This is a genomic window from Nocardioides sp. NBC_00163, assembly GCF_045206295.1.
Lineage (GTDB): Bacteria > Actinomycetota > Actinomycetes > Propionibacteriales > Nocardioidaceae > Nocardioides.
Genome location: NZ_CP108155.1, coordinates 2,079,237 through 2,102,913, shown reverse-complemented (window position 1 = coordinate 2,102,913; position 23,677 = coordinate 2,079,237). Strand labels below are relative to the sequence as shown.

21 protein-coding genes are annotated in these 23,677 nt (G+C 67.9%); 9 read left to right on the top strand and 12 right to left on the bottom strand.

The window, feature by feature from the left end:
* Nucleotides 1–5: 5 nt before the first annotated feature.
* Nucleotides 6–3,650, top strand: coding sequence for an RHS repeat-associated core domain-containing protein (locus OG801_RS10025; protein ID WP_406035577.1), 3,645 nt, complete (start codon nt 6–8; stop codon nt 3,648–3,650).
* Nucleotides 3,651–3,666: 16 nt separating this feature from the next.
* Nucleotides 3,667–4,155, top strand: a complete 489-nt coding sequence (locus tag OG801_RS10020; protein WP_406035575.1) for a hypothetical protein — start codon at nt 3,667–3,669, stop codon at nt 4,153–4,155.
* Nucleotides 4,156–4,316: 161 nt separating this feature from the next.
* Here OG801_RS10020 and OG801_RS10015 read toward each other — a convergent pair whose 3' ends face one another.
* The gene (locus tag OG801_RS10015) at nt 4,317–5,597 is read right to left on the bottom strand and encodes a solute carrier family 23 protein (protein ID WP_355017808.1); all 1,281 of its coding nucleotides are present in this window, start codon (nt 5,595–5,597) and stop codon (nt 4,317–4,319) included.
* A gap of 103 nt (nt 5,598–5,700) precedes the next feature.
* Between OG801_RS10015 and OG801_RS10010 the strand changes: the two genes are divergently transcribed.
* Entirely contained in the window at nt 5,701–6,465 is a 765-nt protein-coding gene (locus tag OG801_RS10010; RefSeq protein WP_355017809.1) for an LLM class F420-dependent oxidoreductase, read from the top strand.
* A 3-nt stretch (nt 6,466–6,468) separates the two neighbouring features.
* Here OG801_RS10010 and OG801_RS10005 read toward each other — a convergent pair whose 3' ends face one another.
* The 3 genes from OG801_RS10005 to msrB form a co-directional block, all read right to left on the bottom strand.
* Entirely contained in the window at nt 6,469–7,362 is an 894-nt protein-coding gene (locus OG801_RS10005; protein WP_355017810.1) for an aminotransferase class IV, read from the bottom strand.
* The gene (locus OG801_RS10000) at nt 7,362–8,021 is read right to left on the bottom strand and encodes an HAD family hydrolase (RefSeq protein ID WP_406035572.1); all 660 of its coding nucleotides are present in this window, start codon (nt 8,019–8,021) and stop codon (nt 7,362–7,364) included. The genes OG801_RS10005 and OG801_RS10000 overlap by 1 nt, the downstream gene beginning before the upstream one ends.
* A 72-nt stretch (nt 8,022–8,093) precedes the next feature.
* Complete coding sequence (gene msrB / locus OG801_RS09995) at nt 8,094–8,498, bottom strand: peptide-methionine (R)-S-oxide reductase MsrB (protein ID WP_355017811.1); 405 nt, start codon at nt 8,496–8,498, stop codon at nt 8,094–8,096.
* Nucleotides 8,499–8,595: 97 nt separating this feature from the next.
* On the opposite strand from msrB, the gene OG801_RS09990 reads away from it, so the two are divergent.
* Nucleotides 8,596–9,036: a cysteine dioxygenase family protein gene (locus OG801_RS09990; RefSeq protein WP_355017812.1), complete on the top strand. Its 441-nt coding sequence runs from the start codon at nt 8,596–8,598 to the stop codon at nt 9,034–9,036.
* A gap of 18 nt (nt 9,037–9,054) precedes the next feature.
* Here OG801_RS09990 and OG801_RS09985 read toward each other — a convergent pair whose 3' ends face one another.
* The 3 genes from OG801_RS09985 to OG801_RS09975 all read right to left on the bottom strand — a co-directional run bounded on the left by OG801_RS09985 (nt 9,055) and on the right by OG801_RS09975 (nt 12,657).
* Nucleotides 9,055–10,350, bottom strand: a complete 1,296-nt coding sequence (locus OG801_RS09985) for a GNAT family N-acetyltransferase (RefSeq protein ID WP_406035569.1) — start codon at nt 10,348–10,350, stop codon at nt 9,055–9,057.
* Between the two features lie 40 nt (nt 10,351–10,390).
* Nucleotides 10,391–11,281 carry a DUF4349 domain-containing protein gene (locus OG801_RS09980; protein ID WP_355017814.1) on the bottom strand — a complete coding sequence of 297 codons (891 nt, stop codon included), beginning with the start codon at nt 11,279–11,281 and terminating at the stop codon, nt 10,391–10,393.
* Nucleotides 11,282–11,391: 110 nt separating this feature from the next.
* Complete coding sequence (locus OG801_RS09975; protein WP_406035567.1) at nt 11,392–12,657, bottom strand: hypothetical protein; 1,266 nt, start codon at nt 12,655–12,657, stop codon at nt 11,392–11,394.
* A 142-nt stretch (nt 12,658–12,799) separates the two neighbouring features.
* On the opposite strand from OG801_RS09975, the gene OG801_RS09970 reads away from it, so the two are divergent.
* From OG801_RS09970 to OG801_RS09955, 4 genes are all read left to right on the top strand, one after another.
* Nucleotides 12,800–13,879 (top strand): DNA polymerase domain-containing protein, encoded by a 1,080-nt coding sequence (locus OG801_RS09970; RefSeq protein ID WP_406035565.1) that lies wholly within the window; start codon nt 12,800–12,802, stop codon nt 13,877–13,879.
* A 116-nt stretch (nt 13,880–13,995) separates the two neighbouring features.
* The gene (locus OG801_RS09965) at nt 13,996–14,877 is read left to right on the top strand and encodes a polyphosphate polymerase domain-containing protein (RefSeq protein WP_406035564.1); all 882 of its coding nucleotides are present in this window, start codon (nt 13,996–13,998) and stop codon (nt 14,875–14,877) included.
* 32 nt (nt 14,878–14,909) lie between these two features.
* The gene (locus OG801_RS09960; protein ID WP_091052509.1) at nt 14,910–15,587 is read left to right on the top strand and encodes a DUF4956 domain-containing protein; all 678 of its coding nucleotides are present in this window, start codon (nt 14,910–14,912) and stop codon (nt 15,585–15,587) included.
* Complete coding sequence (locus OG801_RS09955; RefSeq protein ID WP_406035561.1) at nt 15,587–17,200, top strand: CotH kinase family protein; 1,614 nt, start codon at nt 15,587–15,589, stop codon at nt 17,198–17,200. The genes OG801_RS09960 and OG801_RS09955 overlap by 1 nt, the downstream gene beginning before the upstream one ends.
* A gap of 208 nt (nt 17,201–17,408) precedes the next feature.
* On the opposite strand, the gene OG801_RS09950 is transcribed toward OG801_RS09955, so the two are convergent.
* From OG801_RS09950 to OG801_RS09930, 5 genes are read right to left on the bottom strand one after another with little or no spacing between them, the layout of a single operon-like run.
* The gene (locus OG801_RS09950; RefSeq protein WP_355017819.1) at nt 17,409–17,933 is read right to left on the bottom strand and encodes a hypothetical protein; all 525 of its coding nucleotides are present in this window, start codon (nt 17,931–17,933) and stop codon (nt 17,409–17,411) included.
* 10 nt (nt 17,934–17,943) lie between these two features.
* The gene (locus tag OG801_RS09945) at nt 17,944–19,050 is read right to left on the bottom strand and encodes an ATP-dependent DNA ligase (RefSeq protein WP_406035559.1); all 1,107 of its coding nucleotides are present in this window, start codon (nt 19,048–19,050) and stop codon (nt 17,944–17,946) included.
* Nucleotides 19,051–19,101: 51 nt separating this feature from the next.
* Nucleotides 19,102–20,448: a dipeptidase gene (locus OG801_RS09940; RefSeq protein WP_406035557.1), complete on the bottom strand. Its 1,347-nt coding sequence runs from the start codon at nt 20,446–20,448 to the stop codon at nt 19,102–19,104.
* A 3-nt stretch (nt 20,449–20,451) separates the two neighbouring features.
* Complete coding sequence (locus tag OG801_RS09935; protein ID WP_406035555.1) at nt 20,452–20,898, bottom strand: hypothetical protein; 447 nt, start codon at nt 20,896–20,898, stop codon at nt 20,452–20,454.
* Entirely contained in the window at nt 20,895–22,343 is a 1,449-nt protein-coding gene (locus OG801_RS09930) for an APC family permease (protein ID WP_406035553.1), read from the bottom strand. The genes OG801_RS09935 and OG801_RS09930 overlap by 4 nt, the downstream gene beginning before the upstream one ends.
* A 177-nt stretch (nt 22,344–22,520) precedes the next feature.
* On the opposite strand from OG801_RS09930, the gene OG801_RS09925 reads away from it, so the two are divergent.
* On the top strand, nt 22,521–23,651 hold the full coding sequence (locus OG801_RS09925; RefSeq protein WP_406035551.1) for an aminopeptidase P family protein: 1,131 nt from the start codon (nt 22,521–22,523) through the stop codon (nt 23,649–23,651).
* The last annotated feature ends 26 nt before the right edge of the window (nt 23,652–23,677 follow it).

Genomic DNA, 23,677 nt, shown 5'->3' with positions numbered 1-23,677 from the left:
CTTCGATGGCCAGAAAGATGGATGATGTCGTCGAGGAGCTCCGGGAAGCGGCGACCAAGACTCTCGGCGACGTCGGACAGTCCCTGAAGAAGAACGCTGACGACGTCGCCGACGGGATTCGGAAGCACGCGGATGCCCGGCGCGACCTGGACAGCGACATGGCGAGGTCCGGCTCCGACCGTTCGGGCGGCAACACGCAGAACGCCACCACCACGGATGGCTCCTCACGCAACGGAGACCGGGACCAACAGGGTTGTGGTGACCCGGTCGACGTGGCCACAGGCGCGGTCTATCTTCAGCAGAACGACCTGACGCTCCCGGGTGACCTCCCGCTGATCCTGAGCCGGAAGCACTCGAGCGACTGGACCTATGGTCATTGGTTCGGCCCCTCGTGGTCCTCGACGTTCGACGAGCGGATCGATGTCCACACCGATGTGGTGGGTCGGCGTTCAGCTGTCGTGGTGGCTGTTGACACCAGAGCGCACGTCTTCAAGAACCTGACGGTGGGCCAGGACGCCCGGCCGATCGCGGGTGGGACGTTGCGGCTGCAGGTCAGCGAGGACGGCGATCACCGCCTGCTCGATGCCGCGACCGGGGAGACCCGGCACTACACCGCCACAGGAGGTGCGGGCGGCACCGCTTGGCTGACCTCGATCACGAACGCCTCGGGAGACTGGATCCGGTTCGCCCGTGACGAGCATGGCGCGCCCACGGACGTGACCCACAGTGCCGGTTATCGGGTGCAAGTGGCCACCGACGGATACCGGGTCACTGGCCTGACGGTGACCCGTCCCGACGGCGCTGATGCGGTGCAGGTGATGGGCTACCGGTACGACGCCAACGGTGACCTGGTCGGCGTCGTCAACGGTTCCGGCGAGGAGCTGGAGTTCGCCTACGACCAGCACCGTCTGACCCGCTGGGTCGACCGCAACGGCACCTCCTATGACTATGTGTACGACGCGCAGGGCCGTTGTGTCAGCCAGGGCGGCTCCGACGGCGTCATGCGCAACACCTTCGAGTACGGCGAGGCCAACGCGAGTGGTCTGCGCGAGACCCGGGTCACCGACTCCCGCGAGCTCGCCACGACCTTCAAGATCAACTCCCGCTTCCAGGTCGTCGCCGCGATCGACCCGCTCGGCGGGGCCGTCAGCTCGGAATGGAGCGGGCAGAACCAGTTGCTCGCGCGCACCGACCCGCTCGGCCGCCGCACGACCTTCGTCTACGACGAGGTCGGCAACCTCACGGAGGTCACCCGACCGGACGGCAGCCAGGTCACGATGGAGTGGGTCGACACCGCGGCAGGCCCGCGCCTGGCCCGCCAGGTGCTGCCCGACGGATCCGTGACGACGTTGGGCTACGACGAGGCCGGGCGGCGCACCTCGGCCACCGACCCCACCGGCGCGACCACCGAGTTCGGCTACGGCGAGCACGGTCACCTGACCTCGGTCACCGACCCCCTTGGTCGGGTCCGCACCATCGAGGCCGATGCCGCCGGTCTGCCGCGGCGAGTGGTCGAGCCCGACGGTCGGTGGGCGGAGTTCGAGCGTGACCACTTCGGCCGGGTCGTCGCCAGCACCGACGTCCTGGGCGCGCGCACCGCCTACTCCTGGACCGTCGACGGTCAGCTCGCCTCGCGGGTCCTTTCGGACGGCTCGAGGGAGACCTGGACGTACGACGGTGAGGGCAACCCGGTCTCCTACACCGACCCCGCCGGTCGCACCACGATGACCAGGTTCACCCACTTCGACATGCCTGCCGAGGTTCTGGCGCCCGATGGCCTGACGACTCGGTACGCCTACGACCCCGAGCTGCGCCTGACCAGCGTCACCAGCCCCCAGGGCGCGACCTGGCGCTACGACTACGACGAGGCCGGCCGCCTCGCCGCCGAGACGGACTACAACGGCCGCACCCTGACCTACGCCTACGACGCCGCCGGCCAGATGGTCGAGCAGACCAACGGCGCAGGTCAGCGTCTGGTCTACGACTACGACGCCCTCGGTAACGTGGTCACCGAGCAGGCGGGCGACCAGACCACCTCGCTGGCGTACGACCCACTCGGCCGTCTTCTGCGCGCGACCTCTCCAGGCGTTGACCTGGTCATCGAGCGCGACCCGCTGGGCCGCGTGCTCACGGAGTCGGTCAACGGCCGCAGCGTCGTCAAGGAGTACGACGCGTTGGGCCGTCCGACGCGGCGTACGACGCCCGCAGGTGTCGAGACGACGTGGGCCTACGGTGCCAGCCTCGCGCCGGAGCGGATGACCGTCGCGGGCCAGGAGATCGCCTTCGAGCACGACCTGTCGGGTCGCGAGACCCGGCGCACCACCGGCGACCTCGTCCTGGAGCAGACCTGGGACCTCCTCGGTCAGCCCCTGACCCAGCGTCTTCAGCGCGATGCCGCGTCCATGCCGGGTGATGTGCTCCAGGAGCGCACCTACGCATACCAGTCCGCCGGTCGTCTGATCGGCGTCGAGGACAAGCTCACAGGCGCTCGCCGTTTCGAGCTCGACCTAGCCGACCGGATCACCTCGGTCGCTCTGAACGACTCAGTGAGCGAGACCTACGCCTACGATCCGCTCGGCAACATCACCCGCTCCGCCACGGGCGGCGGAGACGCTGAGCGTCGAGCCTACGACGGCACCCTGCTCACCCGCGCCGGCCGCAGCCGCTACGCGTACGACGCCCAGGGCCGCCTGGTCCGCCACACCCGCACCCGCCTGTCCGAGAAACCGGACACCTGGCTCTACGAGTGGGACGCCAACGACCGCCTCATTGCCGTACGCACTCCCGACGGCGCCCGCTGGACCTACCTCTACGACGCCCTCGGCCGCCGCGTCGCCAAGCGCTGCCACGCCGATTCCGGTGAGGTCATCGAGGAGATCCGTTTCGCTTGGGACGGCTTGATCCTCATCGAGCAGACCACTGTGAGGGGGGGATCGGAGGGTTCAACGCTCTCGTGGGCTCACCAGGGCTTCAAGCCTCTCGCTCAGGTCGAGCTCGATGCGATGCCTCAGAACGAGGTCGACGCCCGGTTCTTCGCCATCGTCACCGACCTAGCCGGTGCGCCCTCTGAGTTGGTCACTCCAACCGGCGACCTAGCCTGGCACGCCCGCCGCACGATTTGGGGCGTGTCATCCGATGCGTCTGCGACCCCGCTCCGCTTCGCAGGCCAGTACGCGGATGACGAGACCGGCCTGTACTACAACCATCATCGCTATTACGACCCGGACTCGGGTCGCTACCTGAGCCAGGACCCTCTCGGCTTGGCTGCAGCGCCGAATGCTAACACCTATGTGCACAATCCAGTCACATGGGTCGACCCGCTGGGTCTCATGGGATGCACGATCACCGCGGGCAAGAACTTCAAGGACCACTTCATCCGGCACAAGGGCCTTCTGAAGAGCATCACCGGCAAGAACTACAGGAAGTTCAAGGAGGACGGTGAAGAATTCCTCAACGATCTTTCGAGGCTCGTTAATGACGGGAGACTGGCCCACCAGGGGCTCGGGACCCTCAAGAAGGGTCAGCCAGCGATGGAAATCTACAGGGGTGAGGGTGTGACGCTCGTAACTCGGGAGGGTGGCGAGTTTGTTACGCTCTTGGAGTCCGGTGCGGGGATGGATCTTGGCATTCAGATGCTGCCATCAGATTAGTGAGGATTCGATAGGCGTGGATCGTAATTTGGACAGACTGGGTGAACTCATTGGTGCCCAGTTCGCGGTCGAATCTGTCATGATCCCCGGGTTGATCGACACGGACCTTCCCTCTCGGCAAGTGCGCGCCTATCCGTCACTTATTGCATTCGGGGATGGCGAAAAGTACTTGATCATCGAGCCAGCCGATGACGGTGATCAATTGTGCGCAAGGGTCTCTCGTGAGCTTGGCATACCGAAGGACCTATCAGACGAACCATCAATTGAGCCGCTCTATCTGGATGCAGCCAACATCATGGTCGATGAATTTCTCCCGGTCGAGATGGTGTCGATTCACACGTATGGTGACCACTCAAAGGACATCGGTACGACGACATCGGGTATAAGAGTCGAGTTCGCGAATGGGAGAGTTGTCTGTGTGCGTGTTCCCGCAGCCATGGGGATGACTATCGGCGGGGCCGATGTGATGGACGGGATCGAAGGCGTGCCTGCACGTGTGTACTGATCTGGACGTTTGGGGGAGTTGCAGGGCCAACATCCTCGCCAGCATGAGATGCAACTGATCGCGGCCTTCTCACCGACGCCGACCGATCGAAGCAAGCCCACCGCCTTGCAGCGGAGGTTGTGAAGCTGAGAGTGGCCCATAGACCACTCTCAGCTTCACAACTACCTCCGGAGTCGCGCGAGCGCGCTCATCCCGTGGTAGATCACGACCGCGGCGATGGTGCCCAATGCGATGCCGGTGAAGGTGAGGTCGCCGAAGGTCAGGGTCAGGTTGCCGATGCCGATGACCAGGGCGACGGCGGCGGTGAACTGGTTGACCGGGTCGGCGAAGTCGACCCGGTTGTCCAGCCAGATCCGGATGCCGATCAGTCCGATCAGGCCGTAGAGCGCGACGGTGATCCCGCCGAGCACACCGGCAGGGACGGTGTTCAGGAGCGCCCCGAACTTGGGAGACAGCGACAGCAGGATCGCCACCACGCCGGCGACCCAGTAGGCGGCGGTCGAGAAGACCCGGGTCGCGGTCATGACGCCGATGTTCTCGCCGTACGTCGTGGTCGCCGAGCCGCCGAAGCCACCGGCGATGGTGGTGGCGAGGCCGTCGGCGAACAGGGCCCGGCCGGTCTCGCGGTTGATGGTGTCGTCACCGGCGAGATGGGCGACGCTGCGTACGTGGCCGACGTTCTCGGCGACGAGGACGAGCACGACGGGCAGGAACATGGGCACCACCGACCAGGACACGGTCGGGGTGGAGAAGTCGGGGAGCCCGAACCAGGCGGCCTCCTGGAATGCCGAGGTGTCGATCTGGCCCATGACCAGCGCGGCGAGGTAGCCGACGACGACGCCGACCAGGATGGAGAGCCTGGCGATCAGGCCGCGGAAGGCGACAGCGACGACGAGCACGGTCGCCAGGGTGATCGCGGCGACCAGCACGGCACCGTTGTCGGGGTTGGCCGGGTCGCCACCGACCACGTTGTTGGTCGCGGCCGAGGCCAGGTTGAGGCCGATCAGCGCCACGATCGCACCGGTCACCACCGGCGGCATCAGCGCCTCGATCCACCCGGTGCCGGTGACCATCACGACTACACCGACCAGCGCGAGCAGGGCACCAGTGACCAGGATGCCGAAAAGCGCAGCGCCCATCCCGCCGCCGCCCATCGCGGCACCGATCGGCGCGATGAAGGCGAACGAGGAGCCGAGGTAGCTGGGCAGCCGGTTGCGCGTGATGAGCAGGAACAGCAGCGTGCCGATGCCGGAGAAGAACAGCGTCGTGGTCGGCGGGAAGCCGGTCAGCAACGGCACCAGGAACGTGGCGCCGAACATCGCGACCACGTGCTGGCCGCCGAAGCCGATCGTCCGGGGCCAGCTCAACCGCTCCCCGGGCTTGACGATCGCCCCTTCGCGTACGTTCTTGCCGTCATCGTGCAGATCCCAGCCGAGTCGCATCTCGCACCCTCTTCAGCTCTCGTACGGCGCGATTCGCCGCCTGCCGAACGATAGGGCCGATTCGCGCGGGGACGGAAGCCAGGCACTCCGTAGGGTTGGACACATGACGATCCGTATCGGAGTCCAGATCCAGCCCCAGCACGCCGACTACGCCCAGATCCGCGATGCCGCCCGCCGCGCGGAGGAGATCGGCGTCGACATCATCTTCAACTGGGACCACTTCTACCCGCTCTACGGCGAGCCCGACGGCAAGCACTTCGAGGCCTGGACCATGCTCGCGGCCTGGGCCGAGCAGACCACCCGCGCCGAGATCGGCTGCCTGGTGACCTGCAACTCCTACCGCAACCCCGAGCTGCTCGCCGACATGGCCCGCACCGTCGACCACATCTCCGATGGCCGGCTGGTCTTCGGGATCGGCTCGGGCTGGTTCGAGAGGGACTACACCGAGTACGGCTACGACTTCGGCACCGCCGGCTCGCGCCTCGACGCGCTCGGCGAGGCGCTCCCGCGCATCGAGAAGCGCTGGTCCGAGCTCAATCCCGCACCCGTCCGGAAGATCCCGGTCATGATCGGTGGCGGCGGGGAGAAGAAGACCCTGAAGTACGTCGCGAAGCACGCCGACATCTGGCACTCCTTCTCCGACGTGGAGACTCTGGAGCGCAAGCGCGGCGTGCTCGCCGGCCACTGCGACGCGATCGGCCGCGACGTGAACGAGATCGAGATCTCGACCGCGGCGGACAGCGCGGAGGCCGCCAAGCCGCTCTACGACGCCGGTGCAAGGCTGTTCACCTACGGAGTCGGCGGCCCCGACTACGACCTCAAGCCGCTCGAGGACCTGGTCGCCTGGCGTGACTCGGTCGGCGCCTGAGTCTCAGCCCGCGACGACCGTCCCCGTTGTCGCCTGCAGGTCGGCGTACGCCTTCGAGAGCTGCTGCGTCATCGGCCCGCGCTCGATCGGCCGGCCGTCGAGGGAGACCACCGGGGTGAGCCCGCCCATCGTGCCGGTGACGAAGGCCTCGTCGGCGGTGTGGGCGTCGGTGAGCGAGAAGTCGCCGACGTCCACCCGCAGGCCCAGATCGGCCGCGAGGTCGAGGACGGTGGCGCGGGTGATGCCCTCGGGGCACGCACGGGTCGTCGAGGTGCGCAGCACGCCGTCGCGTACGTGGAAGAAGTGGGTGGCGTTGGTCTCGGCGATGAAGCCGGCGTCGTCCAGCATCAGCGCGTCGTCGGCGCCCGCGTTGTTGGCCTCGACCTTGGCCAGGATCGACGGGATCAGGTTGTTGTGATGGATCTTCGGGTCGAGCATGTCGGCGCGCGGGCGGCGCTGGGCCGCGGTGATCAGCGTGATCCCCGAGTCGTCGTAGACCGGTGACTTGAACTCGGCCAGCACGATCAGGGTCGGACCGGACTGGTTGAGCCGCGGGTCCATACCGGAGGTGACCTTCACCCCGCGCGAGAGCGTGAGCCGGATGTGGACGTCGTCGCGCATCTCGTTGGCAGCCAGGCACTCCCGGATCGCCTCGGTCATGAACGCGTCCGACGGGATGTCCGAGAAGGCGAGTGCCCGCGCCGAGCGTCGCAGCCGCTGCAGGTGCTCGTCGAGCTTGAAGATGCGTCCCTGGGTGAGCCGCAGGCCCTCCCAGACGCCGTCGCCGCCCTGGGCGAGCGAGTCGAACGGCGAGATCCGCGCCTCCAGCCGGTGGCTGAGCTCACCGTTGATCCAGACCTGGAGGTGGTCGTTGCGGGGGTCGTAGGTCTGCAGCATCAGTCGACTTTCATGACATAGGGGGCGAGGCGATCGTAGTAGGGCAGGCAGCGCTCCAGCAGCGGCGCCAGGCGCGCGGGCAGCGGGTCGTCGGCGCCGGGGGAGGAGGCGGCGAACCCGGTCGAGGCCCACACCCCGGAGTACCAGTGCGGGGCCCACACCCCGTCGGAGTCGCGCCGGCCGGCCGGCCACGACAGCATCGCCTCCTCGAAGCCGATCCCCAGCGCCTCGCACAGCCCGGCGAGAGCCGCCCGCGGTGAGGCCAGGATCGAGGCGGCATCGACCACCGGCCCGCCGAACTCCTCGAAGAGCGCCACCTGCTGCGGCAGCCCGAGGTCCTCCAGCGTCGGCTCCTCGCGGACCTTGGCGTACGAGGTCAGCACCCGCTCCGGGTCCCGGACCAGGAACGCGTGCGAGAGCCCGGCGAAGGCGCCGTGGTCCATCTCCGGGAGCAGGTGATGGGTCATGTGCTTCTGGTAATGCACCGCCGAGCCGACCGGCCCGGACGTGATCTCCTTGGCCACCACCCGCCAGTCGTTCGGCTGGGAGGCGAGCACGTCGTCACGGCCCGGATGATCGAGGCCCGTGGCCGCGAGGTAGGCGGCGTACAGCGGCTCGTCGAGGACCGTGCAGTCCGGCCGGTTCTCGAACGAGCGCATCAACGCCGTGGATAGGTTTCTCGGTCCTGACCACATCGCGATCCGCACAGTCACGGCGCAACGCTAGCCGGGTCAGGCCTGGTCCGCAGGCTCCAGCGCGATCGAGATCGAGTTGATGCAGAACCGGTCGCCGGTCGGGGTGCCGTAGCCGTCGGGGAAGACGTGGCCGAGGTGAGAGCCGCAGTTGGCGCAGCGGACCTCCACCCGGTCCATCCCGTGCGTCTTGTCCTCGATGTATTCGATCGTGTCGCTGATCGGCTGGTAGAACGACGGCCAGCCGCAGCCGGAGTGGAACTTGGTGTCGGACTCGAACAGCTTGGCCTTGCAGGCCTTGCACGAGTAGACGCCCTTGGTCTCGGTGTCGGTGTATTCACCCGTGAACGCCCGCTCGGTGCCTGACTGGCGCAGCACCGCGTACTCCTCGGGCGACAGCTCTGCGCGCCACTCCTCGTCGGACTTCTCCACGTTGTAACCCATGGCTCAAATGGTACGTCTGGGGTGGGAGCACAACTCCATTGCCAATGTCGAGTCATCTACTATACTTAAGCCCACGACGCTTCTGGAGGAGGCCACCTTGACCGCCCTTGCCATACAGCCCCTGCTGGACGCCATCCGCACCTACGCCGACGACGACCTGCTCGCGCGGGTGCAGGTGCCCGAGACCGGGCGCGAGTTCCACCTGCTCCACCGCGACGACGAGGTCGAGGTCTGGCTGATCGCCTGGTCGCCGGGCGCCAGCACCGGCTTCCACGACCACGGCACCGCGACCACCGCCTTCACCGTGCTCACCGGCAGCCTGGTCGAGCACAACTGGCTCGGTGGTCTGCAGATCGCCGATGTCGGCCCCGGCGACGCCCGGGCGCACGACGCCGGCCACGTCCATGACGTACGCAACGTCGGCTCGCGCCCCGCGATCAGCCTGCACGCGTACGCACCGAGGTTGGACGCGATGCACCACTACCACTTTCGCGGCGACCGGATCAGCCTGATCGGTGCCGAGCCCGGACGCCCTTGAGGGCTGAGCCCCTGACCCTCAGAAGCCGGTGATGCAGTAGGGCAGCGGGCCGCCGTCGGCCATCGCCGCCCAGGTCTCGATCGCCTCGGGCGAGCCGGTGATCCGGCCGGCGGCCGCCAGGGTGCGTACGTCGACGCCGCCGAGATACAGGGCGCCGAGGGTATCCGCGGAGAGCTCCACGGTCGGGGCGGCGTCGGTCGGAGTGACCTCCGCGACGCCATCCCTCACCGCGACCCGCCAGGCCCCGGCAGCGTGTCCGAGCGGGTCGTCGACGCCGATGACGACCTCGCCGGTGGCGTACCAGGGTCGTGCCTGCAGAGAGGCCGGCACATCGAGCACGCGCATCCACAGCATGTCGTCGAGCTCGGCGCTCTTGACCGCGAACGGCTCGGCGAGCGCCCAGTAGAGCGGGTCGTGCACCGGCGCCCGGTGCCAGCCGACCCGCTCGACGAGGTCGATGTCGGCGAGGAACCGCCACAGCCGCAGGTAGGCCGCCGGGGTCAGCGCGACCAGGTCGACGACCCGCGCCATCCGCAGCCCGGCGTCGTTGCGCTCGTCGGCGGTCTTGTAGATCGCGTAGCCGTCGGGCGTGCCGGAGGCGTCCAGGTGCAGCACGGCGCGCTGCTTCGACTCGCCCTTCGAGTCGCCGCCGAAGTCGTACGCGCTGGAGAGCCAGGGCTCGTAGAACTGCGGCCGGGTGACTGATCCACGGGTGCGCTCCTGGAAGGTGCCATAGATCTCGGCGACCGTCTTCCAGGCGTCGGCCGGCTCGACCAGGGTCACCGAACCGTCGTCCTCAGGCACCTCGGGGCGGTAGCGGAACTTCGCGGTCACGTCGACCTCGACCTGGCGCAGATGGGTGGCTGTGCCGAACCCGAAGCGGCCGTAGATCGACCCCTCCGAGACGGTCAGCGCAGCCAGCGGCACGCCGGCGGCGACCGCGTCGGCCAGCGAGACTGTCATCAGCTTGCGCAACAGGCCCTGGCGCCGGTGGGTCGGGGAGACGGTCACGTCGCTGATCAGCAGCGTCGGCAGGCTGGCGCCGCCGCCCACGTTGACCGGCGACGTCCAGGACGAGAACGTCGCGACCGGAATCGTGGCCGAGGAGAACTCCGAGCTCTCCGCCCACGCCCCCAGCAGCGTCACCGAGTCGGAGCGGGTGTGGTCGCGCCAGACCTCGATGCCGTCGTCGTTGCCTCGGGACTGGTGGAAGCCACGACGCGTCGCTTCGTACCACCCCTTCAACAGGGCCTCGTCCCCGTCGAGGGGGTCGAGGCTGCGGAAGACGAGGCCGGGGTGCTCGAGCGCGCTCATGATCAGAACGTACGCCCCAGAGCACCCCGATCTCGACCGGTTATTCCTCCGCCGGCCCGGTGGCCGGCACCGGCCCAGCCATCGGCCCAGCCACCTGCCTCCGACGTCGGTAGAGGAGCCAGACGGGGGCGAGGAGGAGCAGGATGACCGGCGTCCACGGGATGATGGCGCCGAGGGCGACCGCGAGGACACGGGCCGAGTCGCCCAGGGCGTCCCAGCCGGCGCTCAGCCCGGCCAGGAACCCGGGGTCGTCGTCGGAGGAGCCGCCGGGACCGGCACGGTCGATGTTGACCGTGATGGTCGACAGCGAGGTCTGGTCCTCGAGGGCCGCCTGCTGGGCGAGCAGCGAGTTGAGGTCGGCCTCGCGTCGGGCGAGCTCGGACTCGATCGCGATGACATCACCGATCGCCTCGGCACGGGAGAGGAGCGTACGGATCCTCTCGATGCTCGTCCGGGCGTTCTTCACCCGCACCTCGGTGTCGACGACCTCGGTGGTGACGTCGGTGGTCGTGGTGTTGGAGTCGACCAGGGTGGCGGTGTCCTCGAGGTCGGCCATCGCGTCGTCGAACGACTTCGACGGGATCCGGAGGACCATCCGGGCATAGCTCGGTCCGTCGTCGTCGCTGTCACTGGTCTCCTGCTCGGTGACCTGGCCGGCGTACCTGTCGGAGATCTGCTGCACCTGCGTTCGGGTCTTTCCGACGTCCTTCGCGTCGAGTGCGACCGAGCCGGTGGAGATGATCGACGCCTTCGTGACGGCCTGCTTCGGGGCCGCCGCGTCCGCGTCCTCCGCGGCCATCTCCGGAGCTGCCGCCTTCCCGGCTGATTGATCAGCCAGCGACTCGACCGAGCCGGAGTCGGCGGAGGACCCGCCCGATCCGTCCGACCCGCCGCATGCGCCGAGGGCGAAGATGCTGACGATGCTGATCACAAGGGCCGCACCCGAGATAGGCCTGACCATTGCTGTTTTCATGCCCTCAGTACGCCCGGGGGCATGAAAACGGTGCGGGAGACGGCTGGTTTCTTCAGGCCATTTTCGCATCAGCTCGTCGCCGCAGCCGCCACGAGATCGAGAGTCTGGGCCACGATGTCTGCCCGCATGCCGGCCAGCGGTTCGCCGCTGGCGTCCCCGTCGAGGACCGGTACGTGGATGTGACCCTGCTTGGTGTCGGCCTGGAGAGCGTCGCGGAGGGCGGTGGTGCGGTAGGCCGACTCGTTGGACAGGTAATCACCACCGCCACCGGCGACCGCCGTGGAGCCCGGCGTCGGGTCCTCCCGGGTGACCGGTGCGGTCGATCCGGCCGGGATCTCGGTGATGATCCGGTTGATGTTGACCGGGAAGGTGCCGGGCACGGCCGCCTTCATCGCCTCGACCGGCAGCGTGGTCCGGGTCCACTGCGGCTGCGGGTCGGCGTGAGGTACGTCCTCGGGAATCGGGATCGTCTCGTTGACGCTGATGCGGTCGTTGTCGGGGAAGGTGCCGCGATGGGCGCCGTTCCAGACCTCCAGGTCGAAACGGCCCGCGCGGCCCTGGCTGATGGTGATGGCGGTGTCCACGTCGCGCTTGCCGGGGACCAGGTGTGGCAGGAACGCGCGCTCGACGGTGCCCTGCGCGAACGGCTCCCACAGCACCGGGAACACCATGGTCTGGATCTCGGCGGGACCCTTCGCCGTCTGGACGACGCGCCCGTCCATCGCCAGCGCCGTCGCCCCGGACGGGTTCGACTGGCGGATGTTGCGATCGAGGGTGAACGGGTCGAAGCCGGAGGCCAGCACCTGCCGTGACCGGCCGGACTCGCCGCGGGCGAAGGCGGTCGACTCGATCCCGCGCGAGCTCCGGTCGAAGGCTGCCAGCACCTTCGCCCGGGCGTCCTCGGACCAGGTCCGGTACGCAGGAGCGACTCGCGCGATCTCCAGCTCGCCCGCGAGCCGGGCCCAGTAGAGCGGCCGGTCGTCGCTGCGCGGCAGGTCGCCACCGGCGTCGCCGCGGCCCTGCACCCGGTCGACCGCGCGCTGCCACAGCGCCTGGCCGGCGAGCCGTGCCGCAGCGGTGGCGGTCCTGCTGCTGCCGGCGTCGCAGACGCCCGTCCTCACCGCGCCGGCGACGTCGTCGAACCCGGAGCGGGCCAAGATGTCGGTCACCGCCGGGTCGGTGAGCCGGGTGTGCTCCACCCGGGTGTCGGGCGAGGCGACGGTCCCGCAAGCCGGGCTGGTGCTCGCGGTCGAGGGAGCGCCGGTGAGGCCGAGGGTGATGGCGGCGGCCAGAGCCGCCGTGGCGGCGGTCAGCGCCGTGGTTCGAGTCGACATGTGGGGGGTCCTCCGAGATCGTGGCGTTCGCCGTACGTTGGAGCGGATCATGCCGGTCTCGCGACGTACTGGCCAGTGAGTTGCGGATGTCGTCGGGGCGATTTCGCTGGGGGAGGGGCTTGGAGCGGGCTAGGTTGGCGCCATGGCGAAGACACCGGCGGCACACGTGCAGGCAGGCGAGCGCGAGGTACGGATCTCCAGCCCCGACCGGGTGATCTACGAGGCGACCGACCGCACCCCCGAGGTCACCAAGCTGATGGTCGCGGAGTTCTTCGCGACCGTCGGCGACCCGCTGATGCGGGCGCTGCGGGATCGCCCGACCGCTCTGGAGCGCTGGCCCGACGGCTGGCGCGAGGGCATGAAGCTGGCCACCGGGCCCACCGACAAGGAGGGTGACGGCTTCTACCAGAAGCGCACGCCCAAGGGTGCCCCCGACTATCTCGAGGAGGTCGAGATCACCTTCCCGAGCGGGCGTAAGGCGCGAGAGATCTGCCCCACCGAGCCGGCGATCCCGGTCTGGTGTGCCCAGATGGGCGCGCTCACCTTCCACCCCTGGCCCGTCCGCAGCGCAGATGTCGACCACCCCGACGAGCTGCGCATCGACCTCGACCCCCAGCCGGGCACCGACTTCGCCGACGTGTTGCGGGTCGCCGACGTCGCCCGGGAGACGCTCGAGGAGCTTGGCCTGCGCGGTTTCGCGAAGACCAGCGGCAACCGTGGCGTACACATCTACGTACGCATCCGACCGGAGTGGACCTTCGAGGACCTGCGTCACGCCGCGATCGGGTTCGGCCGTGAGCTGGAGCGTCGTGACGGAGGAGTGACCACCGCGTGGTGGAAGGAGGAGCGCGGGGAGCGCATCTTCGTCGACTTCAACCAGAACAACCGAGATCGGACCATCGCGAGCGCCTACTCACTGCGCCCCAAGCCCGGTGCCCCGGTCTCCACGCCGCTCACCTGGGACGAGCTGGCCGACCTGAAGGACCCGCGCGAGCTCAACCTCTTCACCGTCCCCGACCTCCTCGCCGACGGCGACCGCTGGGCGCAGATCGACGACGAGGCGTACGACCTCACGCCTCTGCTCGAGCTGTGGGAGAAGCTGCCCGGGGGCGAGCTCAACTTCCCGCCGGACTACCCGAAGATGCCGGGGGAGCCGCCGCGGGTGCAGCCGAGCAAGAAGGTCGCGTCCCATTGGGACGAGGAGGGCAACCGCATCGAGTGATCGGCCCCTCGCCGACTCGTTGACAGGCTCATCACGGGTTCGGCACAGCCCGAGGACATGAATGACCGGTGAACTCCCGGAGTCGCATGAGTGACTCTCCCGGGAGGAAGAACTGAATGGGTTGGTTGAGTCGACGCCGAGGCGTCAACCACGATGAGATGGAAGCCGAGGATGCTCCGACGCAGCCCACCGGCTATGCGGAGACCGCGAGCCGGTTGCACGCCTTCAACCGCTACGAGATCAAGTATCTGATCGACGAGCTGAAGGTCGCCCAGCTGCGCGAGGAGCTCGAGGCCCGGATGGAGGCCGACCCGTACTCGCCGCTGGGCGGCTACCCGGTGACGTCGGTCTACTACGACACCGCGGATCTGCGGTTCTACTGGGAGAAGATCGAAGGGCTCCGGTTCCGCCGCAAGCTCCGGATGCGGCTCTACGGCAAGCCGGCGAGCTGCGCCGAGGACACCCCGGTCCACGTCGAGATCAAGCAGCGCGTGAACCGGGTGACCCAGAAGCGCCGCCTCTCGCTGCCCTATCAGCAGGCGCGGCGCTGGCTCGACGAGCGCGAGGAGCTCGACCTCGACGTCAGTGGCACCTCGCGAGGCTTCGTCAACGAGGTGACCTCGCTGGTCGGCAATCTCGACCTGCGTCCGATCGTCACCACCGGCTACCAGCGTGAGGCGTTCATCGGGCGCGAGGCCGACCTCGGCCTGCGCGTCACCATCGACCACCGCGTGCACGGCCGCGACCGCGACTTCCACTTCGCCTCCAGCGCGGAGAACCGGTTCCTGATCCCGCCGAAGCTGGCGATCGTCGAGCTCAAGGCCAACGAGCGGGTGCCCTACTGGGCGACCGACCTGACCGCACGGCTCGACATGTCGGTGGTCCGGATCTCGAAGTACTGCCAGTCCGTCGAGGCCTTCTCGCTCGCCCCGAGCTCACGCTACGGCTCGGCCGAGAACGTCCTCGCCCCGTCCGCCGATCTCATCACCTCTCGCTGACCTCCTCAGCGATCACTGCACAGGAAGCTCTCATGAATCTCGATTTCCAAGATCTCAGCTCCACCTTCACCGTCTTCGACATCGTGGCGTCGCTCACGCTGTCGTTCGTGCTGTCGGCGATCATCGGCTACGTCTACCGGGCCACCCACAAGAACGTCTCCTACAGCCAGTCGTACGTCCAGACGCTGGTGCTCGCGGGCATGGTCGTCTCGCTCATCATGCTGGTGGTCGGTTCCAACATCGCCCGGGCATTCGCGCTGGTGGGTGCGCTGTCGGTGATCCGGTTCCGCAACGCGGTGAAGGAGACCCGGGACGTCGGCTTCATCTTCCTGGTGATGGCGATCGGGATGACGACCGGCACCCGGTTCTACCTGCTCGCGATCGCGGCCACGGTGATGATCTGCCTCGTGCTCGTCCTGATGAACAAGTTCAACTGGTTCAAGCTCGACGTGCAGCGTCAGGTGGTCAAGGTCCAGGTGCCGCCGGAGCCCGAGTACACCGCGGTCGTCGAGGACCTGATGATCCAGCACTGCTCCGACTTCGAGCTGGTCTCGACCGAGTCCGTACGCTCCGGGGCGCTGATCGAGCTCTACTACACCGCGCAGCTGAAGAAGGGCAGCAGTTCGCGTGAGCTGCTGCAGGCACTCTCCGCGGTCAACAGCGGCCAGCGCGTCACCGTGCTGACGGGCTACGACCAGACCGATCTGTGATGGCCGAACCCGACGACGTCGCGCCGCAGCCGGTGCCGCGCAAGCGCCTCCGGCACCGGCTGCCGCGGTCCTGGCGCCAGCACTGGAAGCTCGTCGCCCTCCTGGGCGTCTTCTCCCTCGCGCTGCTGGTCACGCTCAAAGACGTGGGCATCAAGCCCTACATCACCGGCGATGTCGAGATCGCCGCCGCCGACATCACCGAGGATCTCGCCGGCACCGTCGACCTGTTCGACGCCTCCGTCGACCACGAGGTCTCTATCGACATCACAGATGTCGAGTACGACGACATGGTCGAGAGCTACCAGAAGGACGGCGAGAAGAAGTGGGTCACCGCCACGGTGACCATCGACGGGACCGTCATCAACGATGTCGCGGTGCGGCTCAAGGGAAACTCGACCCTGATGGGCCTGCGCGGCACCGGTGGAGCCGGTGGCGAGGGTGGTCCCGGCCGGGGCGGCATGCAGCCCCCAGAGGGCATGGAGCTCCCCGAAGGCATGCAGATGCCCGAGGGCATGGAGCCTCCTGAGGGCATGGAGATGCCCGAAGGCGGGATGGCCGGGGGACCGGGAGGTGGCGGGATGGGCGCGATGTCCCAGGCCTCCGCCGACGACCCGACCTCGCTCCCGCTGCTGCTCAGCTTCAACGAGAACGTCGAGGGCCGTGCCTACCAGGGCATGACCGAGATCTCTGTACGCCCCGGCAGCCCGGTCATCAATGAGGCGATGGCCCTCTCGCTGACCAAGGCGGCCGACCTGCCGACCCAGGACTACGGGTATGCCGTCTACTCGGTCAACGGCAGCGACACGACGACCCGTCTGCTGCTCGCACACCCGGACGAGAACATGGCCAACAACCTGTTCGACTCGCCCGGCTATCTCTACAAGGCGGACGCGTCCTCCCAGCTGGCCTACGTCGACGACGACCAGTCGTCCTACAGCGACCAGTTCAAGCAGATCAACTCCAGTGACGACGGCACCCTGCAGCCGATCATCGACTTCCTGAAGTGGATGGACGAAGCCGACGACGAGGAGTTCGCCGCCGACCTCGACGAGTGGGTCGACGTGGACTCGCTGGCGAGCTATCTGGCGATGCAGAACCTGATCGTCAACGGCGACGACATGGGCGGTCCGGGCCAGAACTACTACCTCTGGTACGACCTGGAGTCCGAGAGACTCTCGGTGATCTCCTGGGACCTCAACCTCGCCATGCAGGGCGACGCCACGCTCGGACCCGACGACGAGACCGGCATGGGCGCTGGCATGGGTGGTGGCATGTTCGGCGGCGGGAATCGTGGGGCCGAGGACCAGGGCGGTGCGCAGGAAGGCGTGGCCCCGGAGCGTACGCAGCAGGCCGGTGGCATCCGAGGTGGGAACGCGCTCAAGGAACGGTTCCTGGCGTCCGAGGACCTGAAGCCCGTCTACACCGAGGCGTACTGGGACCTGTTCGACAAGGTGTACGGCGACGGCACGGCCGCCGAGACCCTCAGCACGCTCGCCGAGACGGTGCCGACCAGCGACTCGCTGAGCGCTGAGGACCTGGCGACAGCCATCGACACGATGTCGGACTGGGTGAACCAGCGCACCAGCGCCTTGAAGAAGGCACGGAAGGAGTGAATGGATAGCAGAAGTGCCCGCTCAGCGCGGATCCCCCGATCGCACGAGCAGGCACTTCCTCGTCGCTGGATCCCCCCGGAACAGCGAACCCCAAGATACTAGGGGAATGCGAGCCACAACTGCCACGTGAAGCCGGTAACAGAGCGGTAACCTTTGGTGTGTTGCCGGTCACTTCTGAGGTTTTCGGTTGTCATGCGGACGAAACGTCTCACATGCCGCTGATTCCTTCGCCTTCGCCGGCCTGCTCGTCGAAGTTCTCGTGCTCGATCAGGTGCAGCACCGGGACATGGAGATGGCGGCGGGCCTGGTGGGTCCAGTCGACGTGGAAGAACTCGGCGACCACGTGCGGGCGGGTCATGATGATCGCCTCCCGGCCGTCGACGGCCGCGACCTTGGCGCGCAGCGCCTTGACCGGGTCCTGGACGAGCTCGCCGTGGGCGGACGCGCCGGAGGTCTTCAGGACCTTCAGGGTCTGCTCGAGCGCCTTCTCGGCCTCGTCCTTGGCCTCCTCGCGCACCGCGTCGAGGTCGATCTCGTTCATCATCATCGCCGAGCCGAGGTATTCGGCCGCGCTGAGCGTGCCCATCGCCGACTCGATCCGTGCGGCGGCGTCCTCCAGGGGCAGCAGCACGTGGTAGACCGGGTCCTCGACTCCCTCGTGGAGGGAGTGGACCCGGGTCGCGTCGTCGAGGGTGATTGCCTGCTCGACAAGGAGAACGACGTCGTAGCTCATGGCTCCGACCCTAGCCGGATTTAGACGCTCCTCCGAGCACTTCGGACAGCTCGTATGCCACGGGTTCCTCGAGCTGCTCATAGCCGCACGACTCCGGGTCACGGTCGGGGCGCCAGCGCTTGAACTGAGCAGTGTGTCGGAACCGGCGTCCCTCCATGTGGTCATAGCCCACCTCGAGCACCCGCTCCGGGCGCAGCGGGGTGAAGGACAGGTCCTTCCCCTGCGACCAGCGGCTCTGGGTGCCGGGCACCCGGTCGGGGTTGGCGGTCAGCCACTCGCTCCAGCGGCCCCACGGGTGGTCCTCGATCGGGACGACGAGCTCCTGCAGCTCCTGCCACAGCTCGGCGCGTCGCGCGGCCGTGAAGGACGCCGAGACCCCGATGTGCTGCAGCTCCGGCCGGCCGTCCTCCCCGGGGGCGTACAGACCCAGCAGCAGGCTCCCGAGCAGCGGGTTCTCCGGTGTGGAGGTCTTGTGCTCGCGGTAGCCGGCGACGACCACATCAGCCGTACGCGAGTGCTTGATCTTCAGCATGGTCCGCTTGTCGGGGACGTAGGGGGCGTCCAGCGGCTTGGCCATCACCCCGTCCAGTCCGGCGCCCTCGAACCGGGTGAACCAGTCCTGGGCGACCTCGGGGTCGGTCGTCGTCGTGCACAGATGGACGTTGTCCGAGGCCACGTTGGCGAAGACGTCCTCCAGCGCCGTCCGCCGCTCTGTCAGCGGTTCGTCGAGGAACGATCTCTCGCCCAGTGCGAGCAGATCGAAGGCCGCGTACGCAGCGGGCGTCTCCTCCGCCAACAGGGTGATCCGCGACGCCGCCGGGTGGATCCGCTGCTGCAGCACCTCGAACTCCAGCCGGTCCCCGATCGCCACGAAGATCTCCCCGTCGAGCACGATCTTCTCCGGCAGCGCCTTCCGCAGCGCCTCGGCCACCTCGGGGAAGTAGCGCGTCAGCGGCTTGGTGTTCCGCGACGCCAGCTCCACCTCGTCCCCGTCCTTGAACACGATGCACCGGAACCCGTCCCACTTCGGCTCGAACGCATAGCCACCGTCGGTCGGCACGCCCTTCGCGGGCTTCGCGAGCATCGGCAGGATCGGCGGCATCACAGGAAGGTCCACGTCGCTCAGCCTAAGGGCGCCGCGCGAATTTCAGATGAGGATTCAGGTCGGTCAGGTCGTCATGGCGGCGTAGCGCTGCAGGAACAGCGCCTCGGTCAGTGCCATGGACGAGATCTCGCGCGGATCCACGCTCTCGTTCGGCGCGTGGATCAGTGCCTGCGGTTCCTCCACACCCATCAGGATGATCTCTGCGTCGGGGTAGGTGTCGGTGAACACGTTGCACAACGGGATCGAGCCGCCCTGCCCGAGGCTCGCCATCGGCTTCTCGTACGCTTCGAGCATCGCCTTGCCCATTGCCTGGTAGGCCGGTCCGTCGGTGGTGGCCCGGAACGGCGAGCCGGTGGCTTCCACCTCGATGGTGACGTGGACACCCCAGGGCGCGGTCAGGCGGAGGTGCGCTTCGAGCGCCTTCAGTGCCACGTCCGGCGCGAGCCCGGGTGGGATGCGGAGGTTCAGCCGGGCCGCGGCCTTCGGCACGATCGCCGCCGCCGAGCCGACCACGGGTGGGCAGTCGATGCCGAGCACCGTGACCGCCGGCCGGGCCCACAACATGTCCGAGACCGAGCCGTCACCGAGCAGCTGGACTCCGTCAAGCAGTCCGGCGTCGCTGCGGAACTGCTCGGGCGGGTACGGCTGGCCCTCCCAGCGTCGGGTGTTGTCGAGCCCCTCGACGGTGGTGTTGCCGGCTGCATCCCGCATGCTGGCCAGCATCGCGATCAGGGCGGCGAGGGCGTCCGGAGCCGCACCGCCGAACATGCCGGAGTGCACCTCCGAGGTCAGCGCCTCCACCGATACGACCACGTTGACCATGCCACGCAGGCTGACGGTTGCCGCCGGCTGGCCGACGGCCGCGTTTCCGGTGTCGCAGACCAGGATCGTGTCGGCGCGGAGCAGGTCCGCGTTGTCGACCACGAACGCCTCCAGGCCCCCGGTGCCCTGCTCCTCTGACCCTTCCACGACCAGCTTGAGGTTCACCGGTACGTCCTGTCCCAAGGCCCGCAGCGCCAGGAGGTGCATGAGGATGTTGCCCTTGCAGTCCGCCGTCCCGCGGCCGTACCAGCGCCCGTCCTTCTCGACCAGCTCGAACGGCGGTGTCTGCCAGGCGGCGTCGTCGAGGGGTGGTTGCACGTCGTAGTGGGCGTACAGCAGCACCGTGGGCGCATCCGGTCGTGTGCACTGTCGAGAGCCCACGACGGCGTTGCTGCCGTCCGCGGTCTCCGCCAGCCGGGCATCGTCGAATCCGAGAGCTGCGAAGTGGTCGAGCACCCACTGCGCGGCACGGTGGCACTCCTCGGGCGGGAACTGGCGCGGGTCGGCGACCGACTTGATGGCGACCAGCTCGGCAAGCTCCTCCCGCGCCTGGGGCATGAGCTCGGCGATGCGGCTCCTCAGATCCATGTCTCACTCACCCGCCACGTCATCGGTCTCGAGGTCGTCGACGAACTCGTTGAAGTCGTCCAGCTCGTCGGGGCAGTAGATCTCGATGATCAGCTTCTGGCCCTGGAAGACCCGGCTGTCGGCGACCACCGGGCGAGCCCCGGGGCCGGTCGCCCCGTTCGAGAGCTGCGACAGCAGGATGGCGCGACTCAGTGCGTCGTTCGGGTTCTCGCAGGTCGCCCCACCGTCCTCTCCCAGAACCCGCACGATCTGGTCCCTGTCCGGGGTGCGAGCGCCCGCGTCCTCGAGGGCCGCGATCAGCTCGTCGGCCTTCTCCTCGGCGTTGCGGGTCTCTCGGGCCGAGCTGAAGGCGATCAGCCCGGCGACGACGAGGACGCCGAGGACGACCAAGGCGGTGATGTAGATCCAGCTGCGTTCGCGCGTGCTCTGCGTTTCCGTCGGGGTGCTCATGACGGGTTCACCTCCTGCGGCTCAGGCTGCTTCCACGAGGGCTTGCGGAACCGGTAGAACAGGAACGGCACGAGGAGCCCGAGTCCGAGTGCGCCGCCGCCGACGATGGCGAAGTAGAGACCGGAGTTTCCGGCCGAGAACTGCGATGGCGGGATGAAGCCGACTAGCAGGGCGGCAAGGGAGGCCGCGAAGCCGATGCCGCACATCCCGACCAGCATCGGTGCGCGATAGCCGCGCGGATGGTCCGGGTGTTTCCGGCGTAGCTGGATCGCCGCCACGAACATCAGCAGGTACATGATCAGGTAGACCTGGGTGGTGATCACGGAGAAGACCCAGTACGCGCTGGACACGTCCGGGATCAGTGCGTAGGCCAGGCCGATCACGGTGGTGACCAGCCCCTGGACGACCAGGATGTTCTGCTGGACACCGTTCTTGTTGAGCTTCTGCAGGAAGGGCGGGAGGTAACCCTCTTGGCGTGAGATCAGCAGCAGGCCCTTCGAGGGCCCAGCGAGCCAGGTCAGCATGCCGCCGAGGGAGGCGGTGACCAGCATGATGCCCACGATCGGGGTCAGCCACTGCCAGCCGAAGTTCGCGAAGACCGCGTCGAAGGCCTGCATCACACCAGCAGTGAGGGACAGCTCCTCAGCGGGCACGATCCAACTGATCGCCAGTGCCGGGAGGATGAAGATCGCGAGGACCAGGCCCATGGCCAGGAACATCGACTTCGGGAACTCCTTGCCCGGGTTCTTCAGCGAGGACACGTGAACCGCGTTCATCTCCATGCCCGAGTAGGAGAGGAAGTTGTTGACGATGAGCACGAGGCTCGAGAGCCCGGCCCACACCGGGAAGATGTTCTCGGAGGTCATCGGTGCCGCGGACTCGTTGCCCTGCCCGAGGAAGACCATGCCGAGAAGGATCAGCACGACGCCGGGGATCAAGGTTCCGATGATCAGGCCGCCGCTGGCGAGACCCGCGACTCCCTTGGTGCCCCGTGAGGAGATCCAGACACCGGACCAGTACACGACGATGATCACGCACGCGGTCCACACCCCGCTGCTGGCCAGCTCTGGGTTGAACACGTACGCGAGGGTGCTCGCCACGAACCCCAGCAGACTCGGGTAGTAGAAGATCGTCATGGCGAACTGGCACCACACCGCCAGGAAGCCCATCGGCTTGGAGATCCCCTCCGAGACCCACTTGTAGATTCCGCCTTCCCACCCTGATGCGAGCTCCGCGGAGACCAGTGAGGTCGGCAGCAGGAACACGATGGCGGGGAGCAGGTACAAGAACACGCAGGCCAGGCCGTAGACCGCCATCGTCGGCGCCGCCCGCAGGCTGGCGACCGAGCTCGTGGTCATCATCGCCAGTGCCACCCACGAGATCCAGGCGGTAGGCGGAATCTTGGCTCGCGTCGCCAGGTCCGCTGCTGCGTCCCCTGCGCTCATGGTGACCACCGCAGCGGGGCGGGGATCCTGCGAGATCTGGACATCCTCATCACTCCTTGCGAAAAGCGACGGCAGCTGATGGCTCAGATTAGGAATGACGCTCGCGCGGCTGGATCATCCTGAACGGATGATTCGTGCCTCGGCCTCTGTGGTTATCGTCCGTACCAGGAGGACACGATGACCACGACGCAGTCACCAGTGCCGATCAAGTACGAGGACTACGAGGCCCGGATGGCCCGTGCCGTCGCCGACGCGACTGAGGCGGGGCTGGACGGGCTCCTCGTGACGCCCGGTCCTGACCTGGTATGGCTCACCGGCTACCAGCCCACGGCCATCACCGAGAGGTTGACGGTGCTCGCGCTCGCTCCCGGCCGGCAGCCGACGCTGCTGGTGCCGACTCTGGAGCGGCCGGACGCCGAGAGTGCCATGGGCGCACCGGGCCTCTCGATCGTCGACTGGGTGGACGGCGAGGATCCGTTCGCGCGCGCCAGCACCTTGATCCCCGCCCACGCAACGATGGGAATCGCCGACTCCGCCTGGGCGATGCACCTGCTCGGACTGCAGGACGCGCTGCCCGAGTCCTCCTACCGGTCGCTGACGCAGGCCCTCCCCACGCTGCGAGCGGTGAAGGATGCCAAGGAGCTCGCCCGGCTGGCTGCCGCTGGGGCCGCCGCGGACGCGGTCTACGAGCAGATCCTCGGAGTCCGGTTCGCCGGCCGGAAGGAGACGGACGTGGCTGCCGACCTGGCCCGCCTGCTTCGGGAGTTCGGGCACGAGCAGGTCGACTTCACGGTGGTCGGCTCGGGCCCCAACGGCGCCAACCCTCACCACGAGGCCGGCGACCGCACCATCGAGGTCGGCGATGCGATCGTCCTCGACTTCGGTGGCCTGATGTACGGCTACGGCTCGGACACCAGCCGCACGGTCTGCGTGGGCGAACCTTCCGCTCTGGTCCGCGAGGTCCACGAGGTCGTCCGCGCGGCGCAGCAGGCAGGAGTCGAAGCGGTCCGCCCAGGTGTTGCCTGCCAGGAGATCGACCGCGCCGCTCGAGAGGTGATCACGGACGCGGGGTACGGCGAGCGGTTCATCCACCGCACCGGGCACGGCATCGGCACCACGACGCACGAACCGCCGTACATGATCGAGGGCGAGGAGCGGCCGCTGGTGCCTGGGATGTGCTTCTCCGTCGAGCCCGGGATCTACCTCCCCGGGGAGTTCGGGGTCCGTATCGAGGACATCGTCACGGTCACCGACGAGGGCGGCAGACGTCTGAACAACACCGAGCGCGACCTGAAGGTCGTCAGCTGAGGCCTGGTGTCACTGGGACGTACAGC